The organism is Mycobacterium kansasii ATCC 12478 (assembly GCF_000157895.3).
In the GTDB taxonomy this organism is placed as follows: domain Bacteria; phylum Actinomycetota; class Actinomycetes; order Mycobacteriales; family Mycobacteriaceae; genus Mycobacterium; species Mycobacterium kansasii.
This window is the reverse complement of the sequence record NC_022663.1, coordinates 5,768,293-5,790,244: the sequence shown is the minus strand read 5'-3', so window position 1 is coordinate 5,790,244 and position 21,952 is coordinate 5,768,293. Positions and strand designations below refer to the sequence as shown.

Below are 21,952 nucleotides of genomic sequence, written 5' to 3'. Positions count from 1 at the left end.
CCGCTTAGACCGGCGTGCCGGGCTTTCCGAAGAGCAAACCACCGGCACCGGCGAGGCCACCAGGGCCGTCGGCCTCGCCATCCCCGCCGGTGCCGGCATTGCCGCCATCACCGATCAGCTGCGCATCCCCGCCGTTACCGCCGGAACCCCCGTTCCCGACGGCGCCCCAGCTGGCCTGACTACCACCGGCGCCGCCTTGCCCACCGCCCCCACCGGGTCCGGCCAGCAATCCACCGTCCCCGCCGTCGCCACCAGCTCCGCCGGTTCCACCGGCGTGCAGTCCGCTGAGGCCGCCGGTTCCACCGACGCCACCGACACCACCGGCACCGATCAGCCCAGCATCACCACCGGAACCGCCAACCCCACCTGTCCCACCGGTCGTATCGAAGTAGCTGCGGGATCCGGTCCCGTCCGGGTTAAAGACCGTTGCTGCTCCACCGGTTCCACCGTGGCCCCCGGCCCCGCCGTCGCCGTAGAGCAAGCCGCCGCGACCGCCATCACCGCCGCTACCGCCGGTCCCGCCAACGCTGGCCTTTCCCGCGGAAACACCGCCCGTCCCGCCGGTGCCGCCTGCCCCACCTGCGCCGAACAACCCGGCATTGCCGCCAGCGCCACCGTCGCCGCTGAGACCGACGTTCGGGAAGTCAGTTTGGGGCGAAGTTTCCCACTTGTGGGTGTCTCCGGCGGCCCCACCACTTCCGCCGTCGCCGCCGTTGCCGAACACCAGTCCCCCGCGGCCCCCATGGCCTCCGGTGCCGCCACTTCCGGTAAAGCTCGTCGCGTCCGGCCTGTCGGAGAACCCGCCGTGGCCGCCGGCGCCACCAGCACCGCCGGCGCCGAACAGTCCCGCCGCGCCGCCGGCGCCACCCGCTCCCCCATTGCCGGCGCTGACAGTTGCGGTGGCTGCCGGCCCCGCCCCGCCTGGCCCACCGGCGCCACCGTTGCCGCATAGCCATCCGCCGCGACCGCCGGCGCCGCCGGCAGCGCTCGGCCCGCCGGCGCCGCCCGCTCCGCCGTTGCCGATCAGCCCTGCGGCGCCGCCGGCACCACCGGCCGCACCTGCCTTAGTTTGCGAAAAGCCGTTGCCGCCATTGCCGTACAGCAACCCACCGGCGCCGCCGTTCGGATTCGCGGCGGTGCCGTCGGCGCCGTTGCCGATCAGCGGGCGGCCCAGCGCCGCCTGGACGGGTGCATTGATCCCGTTGAGCAGGTTCTGTTCGGCGTTAGCGAGCTCGGTCTGTAGATAGGCACCCGCGCCTGTGCTGACAGCCTGCACAAACTGCTCGTGAAATGCCGTCGCCTGGACGCTCAGCGCCTGATACTGCTGCGCATACCCGGCGAACAACGCCGCAATCGCCCCCGACACCTCATCGGCACCGGCCGCCAACACCGTCGTGGTCGAAGCGCCGGCCGACGCATTGGCCGCATTCAGCGCTGAGCCCACGCCAGCCAGATCCGCTGCGGCCGCGGCCAGCATGTCCGGCGCCGCTACCAAATACGACATCGCTTCCTCCGTGCGCATGAAGCGACCGTGAATAGTCGGTGGCAACGATCATATGCCCGCGTGGCACCGCAAGTGCCCCAATCGAGTTGGCCGCCGGTCACGCAGATCTCAGGGCACTTCGTCGATGACGGCATGGATGAACTGCATCTTCGCCAAGACCGCGGGCGGCAGCACAAAGGGGTACAGGTCGTCGTGGCCCATCGAGCGGTTCACCATGTTCAGCGACCACGACAACGGCAGCCACATGTCGATGATCGCGGGAAAAGCGCTGGGGCCCAGCGCCGGCCGGTCGAAGGTTGCCGACGCCGGCGCGAAACCGCACCATGCCGCGGTGTCCAGGGTGTCACGGATATGCAGGTAGTGGGCGAACGTCTCGGCCCAGTCCTCGGCGGGGTGCATGGTCGCATACGACGACACGAATCTGTCCTGCCAGCCCTGAGGGGCGCCGTCGCGGTAGTGCCGGTCCAGCGCCTGCTGGTAGTCGGCGTCCGGGTCGCCGAACAACTCGGTGAAGCGTGCCCGGTGGTCGCCGGACGGGTCGATCAGCCGGTAGAAGTAGTAGTGCCCGATCTCGTGACGGAAGTGGCCGAGCAGGGTCCGGTACGGCTCGTCCATCTCCACCCGCAGCTGTTCGCGGTGGACGTCGTCGCCCTCGGCCAGGTCCAGGGTGATGACGCCGTCGGCGTGTCCGGTGATCACCTGCTCGTGCGCACTGGACAAGAGCCGGAATGCCAGCCCGTGGTCGGGATCCTGGTCGCGTCCGACGATCGGCAGCTTCAGCTCGTGCAACTCGGCGATCAGCCGCCGCTTGGCCGCCTCGGCTCGGGCGAACCCCGCCAGACCCACGGTGTCGACGTCGTTGGGCCGCTCGACGGTCAGCGCACACGACGTGCACAACCCATTGGCGTGGTTCACCGGAACCAGCCAATTACATTGGGCCAGATGCAGATTGGCACACAGTTGGTATTCGTCGGCGGGCACCGCTCCGGCGTGCCCGACGCCGCGCTCGGCGATCACCAGCAGCGCCATCCGGTCCAGAGAAAAACCCAGCGCACTGCCGCACGACAGGCACACGGAGTTCTCGAAGGTCAGGCGCTGGCCACAGCTGGGACAGTGGAAATCACGCATCGAGCGCATCACCGCCGAACGGCACGACGTCGACCCCGACGTCGATCACGGTGTGCTCGGAGTTGGTGTAGATGATGCCGCGCAACGGCGGCACGTCCGCATAATCACGGCCACGGCCGACCACGATGTAACGCTCGTCGATCAGTTGGTCGTTGGTGGGATCGAGGCCCAGCCATTCGAACTGGCCCGGCTGTTGGGGCGTCCACACCGCGGCCCAGGCATGGGTGGCGTCAGTACCGATCATCCGATCCTTTCCCGGCGGCGGGTCGGTAGCCAGATAGCCGGACACGTAGCAGGCTGCCAGCCCGTTGGCGCGCAGGCAGGCGATCGCCAGCCTGGCAAAGTCTTGGCATACCCCTTCCCGGGCGGTCAGCACCTCGTCGACTTTGGTGGAGACGGTGGTCGATCCGGAACGGTAGGTGAAGTCGGTATAGATCCGCGTCGTCAGCTCGCGCAGCACCTCGACCAACGGGCGGCCGGGAACAAAGCTGGGAGCGGCGTACTTTCGCACCTCTTCGGTGATCTCCGGCGGGTTCAAGTCCAGCACGAAGTCGACTGCCAGGGCACCACGCGGCGCAACCGGCCTGGCGGCCTCCCACGGCTGCAGCGCCGGACCGCTGGTGTAGAGCCCGGAAGCCGGTGGCGCCACGTCGACGATGGAGTCGCCGGTGATGGTCAGGGCCCGGTGCGGTTCGGTGACATGGAAATAGGAGCTGATGTTGCCGTAGGTGTCGCGGCTGGTGGAGCTGTCGGCGGGGACGGGATCGATGGTCAGCCGGTGTGCGACACACCGCTGGCGCGGCGAGCTGCGCGGGGTGAGAAACCCGCGGCCGTAGGAGCTGGTCACCACGTCGGAGTAGCGGTATTCGGTGCGGTGCGTGACTCGATAACGCTTGACGGCCGGCGAGTCGAACCGTGCGTCAGAAGGCCCATCAAATGGCAGGGACAACCACTCACTCCTGACTTCTCGACGCCCAACCCACGGCCGCCACGCCGGCCGCGGGACGAATCCCGCACCACGGGCACCCTATCGTCGAACACATCACGTCGTCCCGAAGGAGCTGGCAGAGCTTACTTTGCCGGGCTGGGGAGATCGATCAGCTCTTGTAAGTCGTCGGCGCAGACGCAGACGATGTCGGCCAGCACCACCTGATTCTTGTCGCGGGCCCCGGCTTCCAGTTCCCATGCGCGGTCTCTGGCCGCGGTGGCATGTGCGCTGGCTGCCGCGGGTTCGTCGTCGGCAACGGCCATGCCGGCGGCGAGTTCGGTCAGGGCGATGTGCAGCGGACGCGGGACTTGCCCCCGGTGAAGCCGGGTGACCGCGCGAGATAGCTGCAGTACGCCGCTGACCAGCATCGCCAATCGCGCCGACTGTTGTTCGATGCCGAGCAAGGTGTTGCGCGCAGTCCAGCGGCGCGGAGCCCTGGTGGCCACGACCGCGGTGGTGCGCGCCTCGGCCAGCCTGGTGAGCTGGTCATGTAGCCGGTCGAAGGCTGACATCGGCCAGTCCGAAGCGGCCCGGGAAGGATCTTCCAGCATGTCGGCCACCTCGACCAGCGTCTCGCGCAGTGCCGCCAACACGTCGGCGCGGGCATCGCACAGGATCTGCACCGGGTCGGGCGGAAACAACAGCACGGCGAACACCAGAGCCAACCCGCCGCCGATGACGGCGTCGAACAGACGCTCGGCCACTACACCGGCGGTATCGGCGAATACCAGCACCAGCACCGACGACACCGCGGTCTGGTTGACGAACATCAGGCCCTGGGCAATGAAGCCGCGTCCGCTCAGCACCGCGACACACAGCGCGACGAAGACCGCCACCGCCATGGTGGTCGGTCCGGTGCCCAGAAGCGCGTGTACCCCGGCTCCCAGCACGATCCCCAGAGCCACCCCGATGATCATCTGCGCAGCGCGTCGGGCCCGCAGAACATTGGTCGCCGACATGCACACCACGGCCGAGATCGGTGCGAAGAACGGCTGCCGGTGGTGCAGCACGTCATGGGTCAGATACCAGGCCAGGCCGGCCGCCACCGAGGTCTGGGTGATCGGCCACACAACGGCGCGCAGCCGCTGCACTGCCGCGGGGCCGCCGTCAGCCACCAGGGCAAGCCGCGAAGTCCTCATCAGGCTTACTTACCGCAGGACGGGATGCGCCGTGCACCCGCCCAGGGCGTGTCTCCTAGGCCCTCCTAGGCCGCTCCTAGGCCCGGTCAACCGGTTTGGGCTTGGCGTCGATTCCGGATTCCTTGCGCTGCTGGGCGGTGATCGGCGCGGGCGCGTTGGTCAGCGGGTCGACGCCGCCGCCGGTCTTGGGGAACGCTATCACCTCACGGATCGAGTCGGCCCCGGCCAGCAGCGCCGTGATCCGGTCCCAACCGAACGCGATCCCGCCATGAGGCGGGGCACCAAACATGAAGGCTTCCAACAGGAAACCGAACTTCTCCTCCGCCTCCGCCTTGTCCAGACCCATCACCGCGAACACCCGCTCCTGGACGTCGCGGCGGTGGATACGCACCGAGCCGCCTCCGATCTCGTGGCCGTTGCAGACGATGTCGTAGGCGTCGGCCAGCACGCTGCCCGGATCGGAGTCGATGCGGTCCTCGAACTCGGGCTTGGGCGCGGTGAACGCGTGGTGCACCGCCGTCCACGCCCCCGATCCGACAGCGACGTCACCGGCGGCCGTGGCCTCGTCGGCGGGCTCGAACAGCGGCGGATCGACCACCCACACGAAGGCCCAGGCATCGGGATCGACGAGGTCGAGCCGGTGGGCGATCTCGCTGCGAGCCGCCCCCAGCAGGGCCCGCGACGACTTCGGCGGGCCCGCCGAGAAGAAGATGCAGTCGCCGGGTTCGGCTCCGACATGGGCGGCCAGACCGTCGCGCTCGCTGTCGGACAGATTCTTGGCTACCGGGCCACCCAGCGTGCCGTCCTCGCCGACCAGCACGTAAGCCAGCCCGCGGTGACCACGCTGCTTGGCCCACTCCTGCCAGCCGTCCAGCGTCCGCCGCGGCTGCGACGCTCCGCCGGGCATCACCACGGAGCCGACGTAGGGTGCCTGGAAGACCCGAAATGTGGTGTCTTTGAAGAACTCCGTGCACTCGACAAGCTCGACACCGAACCGCATGTCGGGTTTGTCGGAGCCGAAGCGTCGCATGGCGTCGGCGTAGCTGATCCGCGGGATCGGCGTCGAAATCCGGTAACCGATCAACTCCCATAGCGCGGTCAGGATCTCCTCGGAGATGGCGATGATGTCCTCGGCGTCGACGAAACTCAGCTCCATGTCGAGCTGGGTGAATTCGGGCTGGCGGTCGGCGCGGAAATCCTCGTCCCGGTAGCAGCGGGCGATCTGGTAGTAGCGCTCCATCCCGGCCACCATCAGCAGCTGCTTGAACAGCTGCGGGCTCTGCGGCAATGCGTAGAACGAGCCGGGGTGCAGTCGGGCCGGCACCAGGAAGTCGCGCGCCCCTTCCGGAGTGGAGCGGGTGATCGTCGGGGTTTCGATCTCGACGAAGTCGTGCCGCGCCAGCACGTCGCGTGCTGCGGCATTGACCTTGGAGCGCAACCGAATTGCCGACGCCGGGCCGTCGCGGCGCAGGTCGAGGTAGCGGTACTTCAACCGCAGCTCCTCCCCCGCGGGCTCGTCGAGCTGGAACGGCAGCGGCGCGCATTCGCCCAGCACCGTCAGGGCGGTGGCGTTGACCTCCACGTCGCCAGTGGCGATCTCCGGGTTGGCGTTGCCTTCCGGGCGGAGTTCGACGACACCGCAGACCGTCACACAGAATTCCGCGCGCAGCCGGTGCGCCTGGGCCAGCACCTGGGGGTCGCGGAAGACGACCTGCGCCACGCCGGAGGCATCGCGCAGATCGATGAAGATGACACCGCCGTGGTCGCGGCGCCGAGCCACCCAGCCGGCCAACGTCACGTGCTGCCCGGCGTCGCGATCCCGTAGTGAACCAGCGCCGTGGCTGCGCAGCACAAGACTCCCTTTCACGCGGTCGGAATGACTGCCCAGTCTAAGGTCCGGCCCGGTCGCCGGATGAACCCGGTACTTTTGGCTCATCGCACCCAACATCGCTGTGGTCGGCCCCGGCGCCGTCGGCACGACGGTGGCCGCGCTGCTGCACGCGGCCGGCCACCGGGTGCTGCTGTGCGGCCACACCCCTCGGGACGGCATCGAACTGCGGCCCGACGGCGCGGACCCCATCGTGGTGCCCGGCCCGGTGCACACAGATCCCGACGACGTCGCCGGCCCGGTCGAGGTGGTGATCCTGGCGGTCAAAGCCACCCAGAACGACTCCACCCGCGGCTGGCTGGCCCGGCTGTGCGGCGAGCACACCGTGGTGGCCGTCCTGCAAAACGGGGTCGAACAGGTCGAGCAGGTACAGCCGCACTGCCCCTCGTCGACCGTCGTACCCGGCAGTGTGTGGTTTTCCGCGGAGACCCAACCGGACGGTTGGGTGCGGTTGCGCGGCGAGGCCGCACTGGTGCTGCCGACCGGAGCGGCTGCGGAAGCCGTGGCCGAACTGCTGCGCGGCGCGGGCGCCCGGGTGGACTGCGATCCGGATTTCACCACCGTGCTGTGGCGCAAGCTGGTGCTCAACGCGCTGGCCGGATTGATGGCGCTGTCCGGGAGACGGTCCGGAATGTTTCGCCGCGACGACGTCGCCGCATTGTCGCGCCGCTACGTCGCCGAATGCCTGGCGGTGGCGCGCGCGGAGGGCGCCCGGCTCGGCGACGACGCGGTCGAGGAGATGGTGAATCTGTTCCGGTCGGCCCCCGAGGACATGGGCACCTCAATCTTGGCCGACCGGGAAGCCCATCGGCGCCTGGAATGGGACCTGCGCAACGGAGTGATCATCCGCAAGGCGCGCGCCCACGGCCTGGCGACCCCGATCAGCGATGTCGTGGTGCCGCTGTTGGCCGCGGCCAGCGACGGCCCGGGCTGACCGGTCGGCAGTTGGCGATCGTGAGGGCGCACCGCCGTAGCCTGACGACCTGGGGCAATAAGTTCCAGTTATCGTCCGAGTCAAAGAAGCGATTGTCGCTGTCGCCGTGACAGCTGGTGCATATCGGCGGGTTTCGGGCACCATCGAAGCTCGATTACATCGGCTACGCGAACAGGAGTTCCATATGACGGATCGCAAGATCGGACTCAAGCCGGTCGGCGCCGGGATCGCCATTGCCGCCATGGGCGTCGCGGCCGGTGCTGTCCTCGGTCACGACGAGGGCGGCCGCACACACGCGATAACGCACGAGGTCTTGTTTCAAGAGACGCACGCCTCGATCCACTCGGCGTGCTTCACGATTGTCGCCGACAACATCCCCGACTAGGGCAGGTGGCAGTATTCGCCGCTAGGCAGGCTACGGCGATCCGTTCTGTCCCGGCGTACCGAGCGTGCCGGCGCTGCCACCTTTGCCGCCGCTTCCGCCGTTGACGCCGTTGCCGCCGTTGCCGCCGTTGCCGTATATGGACGGTGTGAACTGGCCGTTGTTCGTGATCCCAGCGTTGCCCCCGTTGCCGCCATTAGCAGCCCCGACGCCGCTACCCGCGTCACCGCCGTTGCCGCCCGAGCCGATGATGCCGCCGCCGTCGCCGCCGGCACCGCCATCGCCGCCGGTACCGGTGGGAGCCGCGCCGCCGTCTCCGCCGGACCCGCCCACCCCGGCCCCAAGCCCTGCAGCAAAGCCGCCGTTGCCCCCGTTGCCGCCGGTGCCGCCGGTTCCGGTGGCGGACCCACCCTCCCCGCCGGCACCGCCGCCGTATATGCCCCAGAGCGCGGTGATGCTACTGCCATTACCACCCGCCCCGCCGATGCCACCGGCCCCGGTGGCGGCTCCACCATCCCCGCCGGCGCCACCGTGAAACAGGCCAAACCCAAGGAAGTCCACGGCCAAGGTGAGACCGCCGCCACCGCCGGCCCCGCCGGTTCCGGTGGTAGCTGCGCCACCCGCGCCGCCGTCGCCCGCCAGCACGAAGTCGATTGCAGCGACGCCGTAAGAAGCGCCGGCACCGCCGAAACCACCGTCGCCACCACTGGTACCGGCGCCGCCGTCCCCACCGGCGCCGCCGATGCCGATGCCGGTTACCAGGGGGCTGTAGGCGATGCCCAGGCCGCCGTTACCGCCGCCTCCGCCGCCTCCCGTGGAAGCATCGCCGCCGTGTCCGCCGGCCCCGCCCACCGCGGCAAACAGACTCTCGGCGTTGCCGCCGCCGCCACCACCACCGCCAAACCCACTGGTGCCCGGACCGCCGGTGCCGCCGGCCCCGGCAAAGGCGGCGATCGCGCCGGAGGCGCTGCCGCCGTCACCGCCCTGGCCGCCGTTGACCCCGGCACCGGTGCCGGCGTGCCCGCCGGCACCGCCCAACGCAACGAACAGACTTCCACCGCCGCCGCCGTCGCCGCCGGACCCGCTGGTACCCGGGCCGGCGGCGCCTCCCTGCCCACCGATGGCTGCGAGTACTCCGTAAGCGCTGCCGCCGGAACCTCCGTTGCCGCCGCCGACCGCGAGGCCGGTGCCGGCGTCACCACCGCTCCCAGCCGTACCGATGAACCCGAAGCCGGCACCGCCGACACCGCCACTGCCGCCGCTGCCGGTGGGGGCCGCACCGCCGTGCCCGCCGGTACCCCCAGCACCGGCCAGCAGCCCGACACCATCGGCACCGGCGCCGCCGGCGCCGCCGTTACCGAGGGCAGCCGCACCGCCATCCCCACCGGCACCGCCGCCGCCAGCGCCCACGGCCGCGAAGCCGAAGCCACCATTGCCGCCGGCTCCGCCGCTGCCGCCGGACCCGGTGGCGGCCCCGCCGACCCCGCCGGCGCCGGCGTGGGCCACGCTGAACCCGAGCAAGTTGAAAGCCAAAGCGTCGCCACCCGCGCCGCCGGCGCCCGCGGTCCCGGTGGTAGCTGCGCCGCCCATGCCGCCGGCACCGCCCAGCTCCAAGAGGATTCCAATGGGGCCGTCGTAACCGGCAATGCCGCCGGCACCGCCGGCACCGCCGGTCACACCGGCGCCGCCGGCCCCACCGACCCCGCCGATGCCCACGTTGATCCCGATGTAGCTGGCGGAGGCGGCGCCGCCGCCGGCACCACCGGCTCCGCCGGTTCCCGCGGAAGCGTCCCCGCCGTGCCCGCCGGCCCCGCCCAGGCTGAAGAACAGGGCGTCTGCGACAGCGCCGGCGCCGCCAGCTCCGCCCGTTCCACTGGTGGCGGCGCCGCCGGCGCCGCCCGCCCCGCCGATGGCGATGAGCGAACCGCCGCCGCCGCCGGCCCCGCCTGCCCCGCCGTTACCAGATCCGCTTGCAACCCCGCCAGGGCCGCCGTTGCCACCAAAGCCTAAGAACAGCGCGTTGCCACCTGCGCCACCGGCGCCGCCGCCGGTGCCGCCGGCCCCCCGGCGCCGCCGTTACCCCACAGCCACCCACCGGTGCCGCCTTTGCCGCCCGACGCGCCGGTACCACCGACGCCGCCAGCCCCGCCGTTGCCGAGCAATCCGGCGGCCCCGCCGGCCCCCCCGGCCTGCCCTGGGGCACCCGAGCCGCCATTGCCGCCGTTACCCATTAGATATCCACCAGGCCCACCGGGTTCCCCTGTCCCTGGGGCCCCGTTGGTGCCGTTGCCGATCAGCGGGCGGCCGGCGATGGTAGGGGCAGTGATCGCACCAAGCAGGAATTGTTCGAGGGTCTGCAACGGAGAGACATTTGCCGCCTCAGCGGCCGCGTACGCGTTCCCGGCATCCGTCAGCGTCCGCACGAACTGGCCCTGCAACGTCGCCACCTGGGCGCTCAGCGCCTGGTACTGCTGGGCGTAGCTGGAAAATACCGCCGCAATTGCCTTCGACACCTCATCGGCGGCGGCGGCCGCCAACCCACTTGTCGGGACCGCGGCCGCGGCATTGGCCGCGGTCAGCGTCGAGCCGATATCCGCGAGGTCTGCCGCCGCCAGCGCCACCACGTCGGGCGTCGCAATGACAAACGACATCTCGCACCTCCGTCAATCCGCGTGATCTGACTGTCGTCGGCATGCATTACCAGCCAGCAGAGCGTACGCTTCGGCGGCGCATTTTCGAGGCAATCTTTCGGATACGCGCGGGATTGTCTCAAAACTGGTGCGGCCCCTGTCGTCGCCAGTCTGGGCGATTACCGGCGTCCCAGCCGCCGAAGGCGCCGGAATTTCGTCGTTGAACACAACCCCGGCCACAGGCGGCCACCCGGCGCCGACGGCGTGTCAAGAAGCGTTTCCACAATCCGAATGCTGGGAAGGCTCCGCAAATTTCGCAGATCTCTCGAGCGGGAGATGCGGTGGCGCTCCGGCCCAGACGTCGCCGGTAGTGAGGTCCGCCGCTTCACGGCACGCGAAGTCCGCGGGTTCGCCGGACGGCTTTACGTCGGCTTAATGTCTGTAGTCATGTTTCCCTGCGAGCGCGTCGAGTTGACCTTTCTCGACCCGGATTCCGGTGCGGCGCCATACCTGTTCCGCAACAGCGTCGACCTGGCCATCACCCCCGAGCAACTGTTCGAAGTGCTCGCCGACGCGGACGCCTGGCCGCGCTGGGCATCGGCCATCAAGAAAGTGACCTGGACCAGTCCGCAGCCGTATCACGTCGGCACCACGCGCACCGTCGACATGCACGGGGGCATGGAAGCCAACGAGGAATTTCTGGTCTGGGAGCCGTTGCAGCGCATGGCATTTCGGTTCAACGAATGCTCCACGCAAGCGGTCGCAGCGTTCGCCGAGGATTACCAGGTCGAGGTCATCCCCGGTGGCTGCCGGCTCACCTGGACCATGGCGCAGAGGCCCGCCGGCCCGGCGGTCCTGGGCATGTTCTTGTTCGGGCCACTGCTGAACCTGGCGCTGCGCCGGTTTCTTGCCAACCTGCGCAGGTATACCGACGCGCGGTTCGCCACCGGGAAGCAGGGTTAGGCTGGTTCGACCCGGTAGGCGGTCCGGATTGGGGAGCATGCGATGACCTTCAACGAGGGTATGCAGATCGACACCAGCACCGCGTCGTCGTCGGGTGGTTTCCCGGGCGGGCGGATGGCCATCGGCGGCGGCATCGGGGGGCTGCTGATCGTGGTGGTCGCCCTGTTCCTGGGAGTCGATCCGGGCGGCATCATGAGCCAGCAACCGGTCGACAACCGCGAGGCCGTGGCACCCGGCTTCGACCTCAGCCGGTGCAAAACCGGTGCCGACGCCAACAAGTATGTGCAGTGCCGGGTGGTGGCCACCGGTAACTCCCTGGACGCGGTATGGAAGCAGCTGATGCCCAATCGCTACACCCGCCCGCATCTGCGGCTGTTCAGCGGTCAGGTCAGCACCGGTTGCGGACCCGCCAGCAGCGACGTGGGACCGTTCTACTGTCCGGTGGACAAGACCGCGTATTTCGACACCGACTTCTTCCAGGTGCTGGTCACCCAATTCGGTTCCAGCGGTGGACCATTCGCCGAAGAATACGTCGTGGCCCACGAATACGGCCATCACGTGCAAAACCTGCTGGGGGTGCTCGGCCGCGCCCAGCAAGGCGCCCAGGGCGCCGGCGGCAACGGGGTGCGCACCGAGTTGCAGGCCGACTGCTACGCCGGCGTCTGGGCGTACTACGCGTCGACCGTCAAACAGCAGAGCACCGGAGTGCCGTACCTGCAACCGTTGAGCGACAAGGACATTCAAGACGCACTCTCGGCCGCGGCGTCGGTCGGCGATGACCGCATCCAGCAGCAGGTGAACGGACGCACCAACCCCGAGACGTGGACGCACGGCTCGTCGTCGCAGCGGCAGAAGTGGTTCACCATCGGCTATCAGACCGGCGACCCCAACAAGTGCGACACCTTCACCGCGACCGACCTGGGATAGAGCCGGGTTGATCAGCCATCCGATCACGGTGGGGACGGCGGAGTTCAACGCCGACCAGCACCGCTACTACGACTGGATGCGCCGCAATGCCCCGGTCTACCGGGGGCGGCTGGCCCTGCGGCCACCCGACCGGGACGTCTATTTCATCTCCCGTTACCAAGACTGCGTGGACGTGGTCACCGATCCGCGGATCCGGCGCGTCGTGGAGGGCGCCGAACACCTCCCGTTGCCCGAAGCCATCCGCATGCTCACCACCGGCACCATGGTGTATCAGGACGATCCCGCGCACCTGCGGCTGCGCAAGCTGGTCAGCCGGCCGTTCACCCCACGCGCGATCGCGCGCCTCGGCGATCGAGTACAGACCGTCACCCGTGTCGTGCTCGACGGGTTTAAGGCAGGACAGCGGATCGACCTGCAACGCGACTATGCGTTGCCGATCCCGACCACGGTGATCAGTGAGATGGTCGGCATACCCGCTGAGGATCGGTCCGCCTTCTACGATTACATCGACTCGCTGTTCGAGCTGATGTTGGCCGGCGGCACCGAGGGCGCTGCGCAGCGGATGGACGAGTTCGTCGACTGTCTGCGGACCCTGGTCCAACAGCGCCGCGGCGACCCAGGGCAAGACATCATCACCGCGATGATTGAGGCCAGCGAGGACGGCGACCGGCTATCGGACGACGAGATCGTCGCGATGGTGTTCCTGCTCATCACCGGCGACTATCAAACAACCCCGAACGTGATCACCAACGGAATAGCCGCCCTGCTCTCCCACCGTGAACAGCTAAGCCTGCTACAGCGACGACCGGAGCTCATCGGCAGCGCCGTCGAAGAGGTCCTGCGTTATACCGGCACCGTCGGCAGCACCGAGGCGACAACGTTCGCCGCCGAGGACATCGTGGTGCACGGCGTCACGATTCCGCGCGGAGCGATGGTGGTGCCGCTGCTGACGTCTGCCAACCGCGACCCCGCCGAATTCGACGATCCCGACCGCTTCGATATCACCCGCAAGCCCAACAACCACCTGGCCTTCAGCCGAGGTAGTCACTTCTGTCTGGGCTCACATCTCGCGCGAATGGAAACCCGCATCGCGATCGCCGGCTTGATAACCCGCTTTCCTGGTCTCACCCTGGCTATCGCCCCGGAGGAGCTTCGCCTCGAACCGATCCCGCTGCTCAATCGATACGCCGAGCTTCCCGTCATGCTGGGATAGCACTCACCCGTCAGGCGACACGCGCCGTGTCCCCCATCTGGGGGACACGCTTCTTGCCCAGCGATGGGATACACATTTGCAAAATGTGTAACGATAATCGGAGATGTTGATAGATACGGATCATTGATCAAGAAAGGAGATTGATCGTGTCCCACGAACTCTTGTTCAAAGCACACGAGACGCCCTATGCGTTGATCTCGTTCGTCGTCGACGACATCGTCGACTGACGGTGACCATCGGTTGGATCCACTAGCCGACGGCCAGCGGGACTTTGATCAGCAGGTCTGCATCATTCCCGCTGGCCCGGCGGCGCACGACAGGACAGCAGGTACATCGCATGCCCAGCAGCGGCGCACCGGGTTCCGGCGGCCCGATAACCTCCGACGGCAGCGTGGTCGAGATCTACCGCCGGGTGTCGGGGGACGCCGAGGTGCAGGTCATTGCCGCAATGCTCGACCCGGCAAGCTCGGTGTTGGACCTGGGATCCGGTGTCGGCCGAATCGCTAATCCGCTGTCCGAACTGGGCCATCAAATCACCGCGGTGGACGACTCCGCCGACATGCTCGCCCATGTCCGCCCTGGGCGAACGGTCCGAGCCCGCATCGAGCACCTGCGGCTTGCCGAGAAATTCGACGCCGTCCTGCTGGCCAGCAGCTTGATCAACTATCCGGGTGTCGAATTCCGCAGGCGCCTCCTGGCGACCATCGCCCACCATCTCAAGCCGGAAGGCAAGGCCATCATCCAGTGGCGACCATTACAGTGGTTCGCACAGCGACCACCGGGCAGGTACCAGCGGTCCGATGGTCAGATGCTGCAGACGATGACGATCCTCAGCAACCAGAACGGGACTGTCGTCGGCGAGTTCACCCTGGACTACGACGACAAAAGTCTGACCCAATCGTTCGAGGCCCATCACGTGACAGCCGACGAACTCAAGGCCTTGCTCAAAGAGGTGGGGATGGGATTGGACACCGCCGACCCGGACTCGTCGGAATGGCTGGTGGCGGCACCACGAACGAAATAGTCCCGCATCGTCGGGTCAGCGGACTCCGATGCCAGCCGCTTGCTCACCCCAGATGGCTGGCACAATGCGTCCGGTTGCGGTTGAGACGTTCCCGTCGTAGCCGATTGTCGAACGAATCGATATGACCGTTGTTCCACGGCGTCCCCGGCGGGATATCGCGAAGCCATAATTGCGCAACGCAAAACTCTTGCAGCGCTTGACAAATCAGCTCTGGCCCGTTGTCCATGCGCAGCACGGCGAAAGCCCGCCGGCCGCGGCGAAACACCTGCGCGGTTCCTCGATCACGCGCTCGGCGGTGATCGAGCGCTGCAACGATTCACCGGTATGCTCATCGAGCAACTGACGCGATCTCGACGGACTTACCTTCGATGTTGGCATCGAACTGGAAATCCAAGGTCCACAACACCTTCGGGCATTGGCAACCACTTCCGACGCCGACGGCCCGCCGGCCCATTTGCGATGGCTGTGCACGCGCCGCCGCAGGCCCTCTTCCCGCCAGAGGCGGAGGTGTCGCAAATAGTTGCGGCGACGGCGGGCAAGCGCGAGCGTCGGCTCGCGACCGCCGGTCAGCATGCCGTTCGCGCGATTACCACGCCGCGGTAGGGGCGGCCAGTCGCGGCAGCGGAAGCCGCTGCATCGATTCGGCGGCGTGGGCCCTAAACTGCTGATTCCGATGGCTTCGGGTTGACTCTCGTGCGCGGGCGGAATCTGATGACACCGATGACGGCGGAAACCTTTACCCGGCCGCGGGCCGCAGAAGAAGGGACGCTAACTCATGGTGACGTGCGAGAACGGTCACCAAAACCCCGACGACTACCGTTTCTGCGGGGAGTGCGGAGCCCCGATTGTGCCCGCCATGGTGCTCTGCCCAGCGGGCCACCTTACATCGGTGAACCAGCCTTTCTGTGAAGAGTGCGGTGCCCCGATCATCGGTGCGGGACCATCAGTCAAGGCCGGCATCATTTATGCGAACCTCCCCGAGTCCGGGATCGGGCCGTGGCGTCGGAAGGTGTGGGGGTCTTGGAAGAACGCCAAGGTCAGGCGCGTAGCCATCATTGTTGGGAGTCTCCTTCTTGTGGGCGCGCTTGCCGTGCTTGGGTTTTCGGTGATCAACTCCGGCCACGAGCGCGCCGGCACCACAACCACCGGACCGACGAAGCCTGGGGCCGGACCGGGTTCGGCCGCGCCGCTCACGCACACGGTCACCGCAACCGTGGCCGTCGGCTCTCTCCTCAACGGAGTAGCGGTCGATTCTGGCACCCGCACCGTCTACGCCGTCAACCACACGGTCAGGGGCAGGGTGTCAGTGATCGACGCAAAGACACACAAGGTCACGGCCACCGTGCCCGTCGGCGGCTCTCCGGTCGGGGCAGCGGTGGATCCAGGCACCCACACCGTCTACGTCACCAACAACGATGACGACACGGTGTCGGTGATCGACGGGAATACGCACACCGTCACCGCCACCGTGCGAGTGGGTCACGGCCCGTTCGGGGTGGCGGTGGATTCAGAAACCCACACTGCCTACGTCACCAACGCCTTCGGCGCTTCAGTGTCGCTGATCGACGGGAATACGCACACCGTCACCGCCACCGTGCACGTCGGTAGCGGCCCGTTCGGAGTTGCGGTGGATCCGGAAACTCACACCGCCTACGTCACCAACAGCGGCGACGACACCGTGTCGGTAATCGGCGGGCCCACACACACCGTCACCGCCACCGTGGCTGTCGGCACGCGACCGTACGGGGTGGCGGTGGATCCCGGCACGCACACGATTTACACCGCCAACTCGGACGGCCATACCGTGTCGGCGATCGACGGGAGGACGAACACGGTCATCGCCGCGGTGCCCGTCGGCACGAAGCCGTGGAAGATTGCGGTGGATTTGGGGACGCACGGCGTCTATGTCACGAACTACGACAAGGACGCCACACTGTGGGTGATCGACGGGAAGACGCACACGGTCACGGCCACCGTGGCCGTCGGCAAATACCCGTGGGGGGTCGCGGTGGACCCAAACACCCGCACCGTGTATGTCACGAGCTACCTCGACGGCACGATGTCGGTGATTGAGTCGAGATAGCCCGGCGCCCAGACCTCAAATGGAGGCCGGCTTGCGGGCGCTTGGGCGTGCGCCGCTGCACGCCCTGGATCGTTTGGCCGTGGGCGTTGGTTTGTTCGTGGATCACCTGCATGTTGCGGCCCGCCGCGGTGATGAACTCCTGGCAGGCCTCGCCGCGGAAGTCCCGGCCTTATCCGATCCCGGTACGCGGGATCACACTCGGGCGCGCCTGCACCACATGCGGATTAGCACCGCCGCGGCCCATCATCCCGCCGGGCATCCCCGCCCCCGCACCACCGGCACCCATCGGCATCGGCATCATCGGCATCCCACCACCGGTGCCGGCCGCTCCGGCTGCCTGCGCCAGCTCCGCCGCCGTGGGCACCCCACTCAACCCCGCCATCGCCGCACTCGACAACCCCTTGGGCATCGACCCCTCCCACGTCGGCGGCACCGACATCGCCCCCACCAACCGCGCCTTACCCAACTCCGCACCCATTCCCGCACCCACCCCCGCGCCACCGCCGAGGCCCTTCATCGGATTGACATCACCGACAAACTTCGGCGCATCAGCCAACCCCTCCCACGCCGCCGCCCCCGCCAACCCCGCGGTACCCGCATTGGCCGTGTTGGCCAACTGCATCAGCGGCCCGAGCATCATGCTGGCCGGCTGCGCCGCGACCTGCGCCACCTGCATCACCGACGACACCGGCAGCGACGAGGCCAACGACTGCACCCCGCTCACCACCCCCGGAACCCCCGCCAGCGCACCCTGCAACGCCGGCGACACCGCCCCCGTCGCCGCCGTCGCCGCCGTGCTCACCTGGGCCGCGACCTGCCCAGCCAACCCCGCCAAATCCAACGGCGGCACACCAAACGGCATCAACTCCGCAGCCGCCGCCCCCGCCCCCGCGTCATAGCCCACCATCGCCCCCACATCCTGAGCCCACATCTCCACATAATCGAACTCAGTAGCCGCAATCGCCGGCGTGTTCTGACCCAAGAAATTGGTCGCCACCAACGCCCCCAACAACACCCGATTCGCCGCCACCGCCGCCGGATGCACCGTCGCCGCCACCGCCGACTCAAACGCCGTCGCCGCCGCCACCGCCGAGGCCGCCGCCGTCTCCGCCTGCACCGCCGCCGCGCTCAACCACCCCACATACGGCGCCGCCGCCGCCGCCATCGACACCGACGCCGGACCCGCCCACGGCCCACCCGTCAACCCCGCAATCACCGCATCAAACGACGACGCCCACCCCGCCAACTCCGCAGCCAGACCCGCCCACGCCGACGCCGCCGCAAACAACGGCCCCGCCCCAGCACCAGCAAAGATCCGCGCCGAATTGATCTCCGGCGGCAACCACGCAAACTCAGGAACCATTCCAACCTCGTCTCTGCGCGCCGACATCTGGTGCTATCGTGCACCCCAACTGCCCAGCAACCGGTTGGCCTCACCGTCGCGCTTGGCTCCAAACACCACCCGCAACAACGTGTTTGACATCGACAGCGGCGATGAGGTCAACAATGACCTCTGATAGTCCGCTACGCACCGGACACCGGCGTAGAGTCGAAAGTCACCTCAGCCGCGGCACCAAAGTCCTGACAAGCGCTACCCGCCGGCCAGTAAGTCCCGCAACTCGGCACGCCCGCGCTCGTCAAGCGGCAGCAACGGCGGACGCGGATCCCCGACCGGGAAACCCAACAATTCGAGACCGGCCTTCACCGTGGTCGGCAGGCCGCCTGCAACGATGAACTGCAGCAATGGCTTCAGGTCGTCGTAGAGGAGCTGGGCCTTCTCGAGGTCGTCGCGGCGCACCGCCTCATAGAGGTCGATGCAGGGCTGCGGCCGCAGGTTGGGGGCAGCCGTACACCATCCGGCCGCCCCGGCCCGTAACGCGTCCAGCACCAGCGGGTTGCTGCCGTTGTAGAAGGGCAGCTGGCCGTCGCTGAGTTGGGCGATGCGGTGCATCCGGGACAGATCGCCGGTGGATTCCTTGACCATGGTGAGGTTTTCGATGTTGTCGAACATGGTGACCAACAGTTCGGGGCTCATGTCGACGCCGCTGGTGGCCGGATTGTTGTAGGCCATGATCGGGATTCCGATCGCGTCGCCGATACTGCGGTAGTGCTGGGCGATCTCGCGTTCGGTGAGCTTCCAGTAGGACACCGGAAGGATCATCACCGCGTCGGCGCCGGCCCGCTCGGCGTACCGGGCACGCCGAATGGTCTTGGCAGTGGTCACATCCGAGACGCCGACAATCACCGGCACCCGCCGATCGACGGCCGCAATGGTGGTGTCGACCACGGTGTCGAACTCCGACTCGTCGAGGTAGGCCAGTTCACCGGTGCTGCCCAGCGGGGCAATGGCGTGCACGCCGGAGCTGATCAGGCGATCGACCAGAGCCGCGAGCCTGGTGGTGTCGATACCGCCGGTTGCGTCGGGCGCGAATGGCGTCACCGGGTAGGCGATGATCCCGTGGATCTTGGGCACGGCTGGTTGGACCACAGCGGGGCTCCTCCGATTCTGTTGGCGGATAACGAGTTAGGTACTCAGTGCATCGGGATGGCGCGCCAGGGCGCGGCGGGCATAGTAGCCGAAGTTAGCCCGGCTGCGCGCCGGTGTCAGCGTCCAGTCGTGGGCTTCTCGGGCCAGCTGCTCGGGCAGCTCGACGATGGTTCCGGCGGCCATGGCGGCCAGCTGCAATTTGGCGGCACGCTCGATCAGCACCGCCAGCGAGCACGCCTCCTCAATGCTGGCCCCGGCCACCACCTGCCCGTGATGGGCCAGCAGCACCGCCTTCTTGGAACCCAGTGCGGCGGTGATGATTTCGCCCTCCTCGTTGCCAACGGGAACGCCCGGCCAGTCGGCGAGAAACGCGCAGTCGTCGTAGAGCGGCGTGGTGTCCATGTGCGACACGACCAGCGGAACCTTCAGCATCGACAACGCCGCCACGTGGAAGGCGTGGGTGTGCACGATGCACTGCACATCGGGACGTGCCCGATAGATCCAGCTGTGAAAACGGTTGGCGGGGTTGGCCATACCGTCTCCCTGCAGGACGTTGAGGTCCTCGTCGACCAGCAGCAGGTTGTCTTCGGTGATCTCGTCGAACCCCAGGCCCAGCCGCTGGGTGTAGTACGTCCCGGGGTCTTCGGCGCGGGCGGTGATCTGCCCGGTCAGGCCGGAGTCATGTCCGGCGTCGAACAAGGCGCGGCAGGTCAGCGCCACCTTCTGCCGGGTCGTCAACGGAGATTCGGCCGTCTCGGCGCTGAGCCGCTCCTGGGCACGGCGCATCAGTTCGGGCTTGGAATCGGAAAACGTGGTTGCCATCAGCGGCTCCCCGGTGTCGCGAACGTGTGACACAATAGTAGCACTATAGGAAACCTTGTGTCCCAGGTGGCGGGGCGGAAGGAGTGTCCGGTGACAGCACTGCTGCGCGCCGTTCGCAGGCATCGTGGCCTCACCCTGGAACAGCTCGCGGAACAGACCGGCCTGACCAAGAGCTACCTGTCCAAGATCGAGCGCGGGCACAGCACACCGTCAATCGCTGTGGCGCTCAAGGTCTCCCGAGCGCTCGACGTCGATGTCGGGCGGCTGTTCTCCGACGAGACGGCCCAAGAGAAGATCACCGTCGACCGGGCAAGCGACCGCGCCGGCCAGGTACGGGGACGCTATCGGGCGCTGGCGTCGACGTTGCTGGGAAAGTCCATGTCGCCGTTCCTGGTTCGCCCTACCGGCAACCCCGCTGACGATCCCCATCCCGAGCACGCCGGCCAGGAGTTCGTGTTCGTACACACCGGCAGTGTCGAACTCGACTACGGCGACCAGACCATCACACTCGACACCGGCGACAGCGCCTACTTCGACGCGTCGGTCGGCCACGCCTTGCGGGCGGTCGGCGACGAGCGCGCAGAGGTCGTCGTCGTCACCCATGCCGGTCGCTGAAAGCACCGCGGCATCGACGTGGCGCTGTTAGCCTCGTCACATCAGGAGTCGCAGTGAACGGAGGCGATATGTCCTACGAAAGCCTGTTCCGCGAGGAAGAAGACCCGCGTTCGTCACGTTGGTTCACCGTCGACGAAATCTCCGACTGACACGGGGTCGCAACCCCTTGGCGGGAGCGCACAACTCGCGGTACCCCAGCACCTGCGGGGGGACCACCTTGGGTTGGACTCCGTATCGCGGTCCCGTGCCGTAGCCTCCCGGTCCGGCCCAGGCGACCGCAGGCATACCGGCGGGCAACGTTGTCACCTGCGTGCCCTCTTCCGCGGGAACGGCCCAGCCCGAGCCGGTCAGCGTCGCGGCAGCATCGTCAGCCGGGACCGCGGCGGACCATCCGGCAGGCACCGACAACTTGCCGACCGAGGACGCCGAAGCCATACCCGCCAGCACCGGTGTTCCACCCAAACCGGCGGGGCTGGCCGTCGCCCCGACGACACCGGCGCCGATTCCCGCGGCGGAAGCCGCAGCGCCTGACGCCGGAACGGTGTTTCCGTTGAGGATCGAGGATGCGATGACGGCGAACATGTTCCACGCCACGGTATCGAAGACCGCTTGCCCGATATTGATGACCAGGTTGTTGTTGAAGAAATCGTCTAACGGGCTGGTCACAGACGAGACGGCCAGCGGCGCGGCAAGTGATTGCACCGCGTCGGGCAGGCTGGACACCAGCCCGCCAAACTCCGGCTGCGCGCCGCTTGCGGCGGCTTGAGACACCGCGGCGGCTTGGGCGCCCAGTCCGCCGGGATTGGTGGCCGGCGGCGGGGACGTCAACGCAGTCAGCACCCCGGCGCTCGCCGACGAACCGGCGTAGCCGTACATGGCGGCGGCGTCCTGTGCCCACATTTCGGCGTGCTGTGCCTCGGTGGCCGCGATCGCCGGTGTGTTCTGTCCGAGAATGTTCGTGGCGACGAGAGCCGCCAGCCGAGCCCGGTTGGCCGCAACGACCGGCGGCGGCACCGTCATCGCGAAGGCAGTTTCATATGCGGCCGCCGAGGCGGTGGCTTGAGCGGCCGCATGCTGAAGTTAGGCATCCCGGCGCCCATGCCGTCCATTGAATTCGAAGCGGCGACGTTGCCGGAGCCAGCGGCGTGTTGCCCGGGCTCGACCTGGACCAGGTCCGAGGCGGCGGCGCTGAAGTTGAGCCCACCCGATCGGGGTTCCGATGGT

16 protein-coding genes and 2 pseudogenes are annotated in these 21,952 nt (G+C 68.0%); 8 read left to right on the top strand and 10 right to left on the bottom strand.

What is annotated here, in order from left to right:
- Window positions 1-4: 4 nt before the first annotated feature.
- The 5 genes from MKAN_RS25185 to aspS all read right to left on the bottom strand — a co-directional run bounded on the left by MKAN_RS25185 (window position 5) and on the right by aspS (window position 6,611).
- On the bottom strand, window positions 5-1,504 hold the full coding sequence (locus MKAN_RS25185; RefSeq protein WP_036392169.1) for a PE family protein: 1,500 nt from the start codon (window positions 1,502-1,504) through the stop codon (window positions 5-7).
- 108 nt (window positions 1,505-1,612) lie between these two features.
- Window positions 1,613-2,632 (bottom strand): zinc-binding metallopeptidase family protein, encoded by a 1,020-nt coding sequence (locus MKAN_RS25180; protein WP_036392167.1) that lies wholly within the window; start codon window positions 2,630-2,632, stop codon window positions 1,613-1,615.
- Window positions 2,625-3,581, bottom strand: a complete 957-nt coding sequence (locus MKAN_RS25175) for a transglutaminase family protein (RefSeq protein WP_023373019.1) — start codon at window positions 3,579-3,581, stop codon at window positions 2,625-2,627. Before MKAN_RS25175 ends, MKAN_RS25180 begins: the two co-directional genes overlap by 8 nt.
- Before the next feature lie 122 nt (window positions 3,582-3,703).
- Complete coding sequence (locus MKAN_RS25170) at window positions 3,704-4,759, bottom strand: FUSC family protein (protein WP_036391440.1); 1,056 nt, start codon at window positions 4,757-4,759, stop codon at window positions 3,704-3,706.
- Between the two features lie 76 nt (window positions 4,760-4,835).
- Window positions 4,836-6,611, bottom strand: a complete 1,776-nt coding sequence (gene aspS, locus MKAN_RS25165) for an aspartate--tRNA ligase (protein WP_023373015.1) — start codon at window positions 6,609-6,611, stop codon at window positions 4,836-4,838.
- 82 nt (window positions 6,612-6,693) lie between these two features.
- On the opposite strand from aspS, the gene MKAN_RS25160 reads away from it, so the two are divergent.
- Together MKAN_RS25160 and MKAN_RS25155 are read left to right on the top strand one after the other, a co-directional pair.
- Complete coding sequence (locus MKAN_RS25160; protein ID WP_178131782.1) at window positions 6,694-7,581, top strand: oxidoreductase; 888 nt, start codon at window positions 6,694-6,696, stop codon at window positions 7,579-7,581.
- Between the two features lie 184 nt (window positions 7,582-7,765).
- Window positions 7,766-7,966: a hypothetical protein gene (locus tag MKAN_RS25155; RefSeq protein ID WP_023373011.1), complete on the top strand. Its 201-nt coding sequence runs from the start codon at window positions 7,766-7,768 to the stop codon at window positions 7,964-7,966.
- Between the two features lie 30 nt (window positions 7,967-7,996).
- Here the strand turns inward: MKAN_RS25155 and MKAN_RS32630 are convergent.
- Window positions 7,997-10,614: pseudogene (locus MKAN_RS32630) on the bottom strand (PE family protein).
- Between the two features lie 426 nt (window positions 10,615-11,040).
- Between MKAN_RS32630 and MKAN_RS25145 the strand changes: the two are divergent.
- The 5 genes from MKAN_RS25145 (at window position 11,041) to MKAN_RS25125 (ending at window position 16,803) form a co-directional block, all read left to right on the top strand.
- Entirely contained in the window at window positions 11,041-11,556 is a 516-nt protein-coding gene (locus tag MKAN_RS25145) for an SRPBCC family protein (RefSeq protein ID WP_023373003.1), read from the top strand.
- Between the two features lie 42 nt (window positions 11,557-11,598).
- Window positions 11,599-12,483: a KPN_02809 family neutral zinc metallopeptidase gene (gene ypfJ / locus MKAN_RS25140; protein WP_023373001.1), complete on the top strand. Its 885-nt coding sequence runs from the start codon at window positions 11,599-11,601 to the stop codon at window positions 12,481-12,483.
- A 7-nt stretch (window positions 12,484-12,490) separates the two neighbouring features.
- Window positions 12,491-13,696 (top strand): cytochrome P450 family protein, encoded by a 1,206-nt coding sequence (locus tag MKAN_RS25135; protein WP_023372999.1) that lies wholly within the window; start codon window positions 12,491-12,493, stop codon window positions 13,694-13,696.
- A 337-nt stretch (window positions 13,697-14,033) separates the two neighbouring features.
- The gene (locus MKAN_RS33235) at window positions 14,034-14,720 is read left to right on the top strand and encodes a class I SAM-dependent methyltransferase (protein ID WP_023372996.1); all 687 of its coding nucleotides are present in this window, start codon (window positions 14,034-14,036) and stop codon (window positions 14,718-14,720) included.
- Between the two features lie 1,075 nt (window positions 14,721-15,795).
- Window positions 15,796-16,803 (top strand): YVTN family beta-propeller repeat protein, encoded by a 1,008-nt coding sequence (locus tag MKAN_RS25125; RefSeq protein WP_023372992.1) that lies wholly within the window; start codon window positions 15,796-15,798, stop codon window positions 16,801-16,803.
- A 169-nt stretch (window positions 16,804-16,972) separates the two neighbouring features.
- On the opposite strand, the gene MKAN_RS25120 is transcribed toward MKAN_RS25125, so the two are convergent.
- The 3 genes from MKAN_RS25120 to MKAN_RS25110 form a co-directional block, all read right to left on the bottom strand.
- Entirely contained in the window at window positions 16,973-18,166 is a 1,194-nt protein-coding gene (locus tag MKAN_RS25120) for a PPE family protein (protein WP_023372990.1), read from the bottom strand.
- Between the two features lie 228 nt (window positions 18,167-18,394).
- Complete coding sequence (locus MKAN_RS25115) at window positions 18,395-19,291, bottom strand: dihydrodipicolinate synthase family protein (RefSeq protein ID WP_023372986.1); 897 nt, start codon at window positions 19,289-19,291, stop codon at window positions 18,395-18,397.
- Window positions 19,292-19,327: 36 nt separating this feature from the next.
- Window positions 19,328-20,113: an aldolase gene (locus tag MKAN_RS25110; RefSeq protein WP_023372984.1), complete on the bottom strand. Its 786-nt coding sequence runs from the start codon at window positions 20,111-20,113 to the stop codon at window positions 19,328-19,330.
- Window positions 20,114-20,203: 90 nt separating this feature from the next.
- On the opposite strand from MKAN_RS25110, the gene MKAN_RS25105 reads away from it, so the two are divergent.
- The gene (locus tag MKAN_RS25105; RefSeq protein ID WP_023372982.1) at window positions 20,204-20,728 is read left to right on the top strand and encodes a helix-turn-helix domain-containing protein; all 525 of its coding nucleotides are present in this window, start codon (window positions 20,204-20,206) and stop codon (window positions 20,726-20,728) included.
- A gap of 123 nt (window positions 20,729-20,851) precedes the next feature.
- Here MKAN_RS25105 and MKAN_RS25100 read toward each other — a convergent pair.
- Window positions 20,852-21,805, bottom strand: a pseudogene (locus tag MKAN_RS25100) (PPE family protein); the annotation flags it as partial.
- Window positions 21,806-21,952: the final 147 nt, after the last annotated feature.

Coding starts and splice junctions, on each gene's coding strand:
- MKAN_RS25110 (WP_023372984.1), bottom strand. CDS start 20,113: ATGGCAACCACGTTTTCCGATTCCAAGCCCGAACTGATGCGCCGTGCC.
- MKAN_RS25185 (WP_036392169.1), bottom strand. CDS start 1,504: ATGTCGTATTTGGTAGCGGCGCCGGACATGCTGGCCGCGGCCGCAGCG.
- MKAN_RS25155 (WP_023373011.1), top strand. CDS start 7,766: ATGACGGATCGCAAGATCGGACTCAAGCCGGTCGGCGCCGGGATCGCC.
- ypfJ (WP_023373001.1), top strand. CDS start 11,599: ATGACCTTCAACGAGGGTATGCAGATCGACACCAGCACCGCGTCGTCG.
- MKAN_RS25120 (WP_023372990.1), bottom strand. CDS start 18,166: ATGGTTCCTGAGTTTGCGTGGTTGCCGCCGGAGATCAATTCGGCGCGG.
- MKAN_RS25145 (WP_023373003.1), top strand. CDS start 11,041: ATGTTTCCCTGCGAGCGCGTCGAGTTGACCTTTCTCGACCCGGATTCC.
- MKAN_RS33235 (WP_023372996.1), top strand. CDS start 14,034: ATGCCCAGCAGCGGCGCACCGGGTTCCGGCGGCCCGATAACCTCCGAC.
- MKAN_RS25180 (WP_036392167.1), bottom strand. CDS start 2,632: ATGCGTGATTTCCACTGTCCCAGCTGTGGCCAGCGCCTGACCTTCGAG.
- MKAN_RS25170 (WP_036391440.1), bottom strand. CDS start 4,759: ATGAGGACTTCGCGGCTTGCCCTGGTGGCTGACGGCGGCCCCGCGGCA.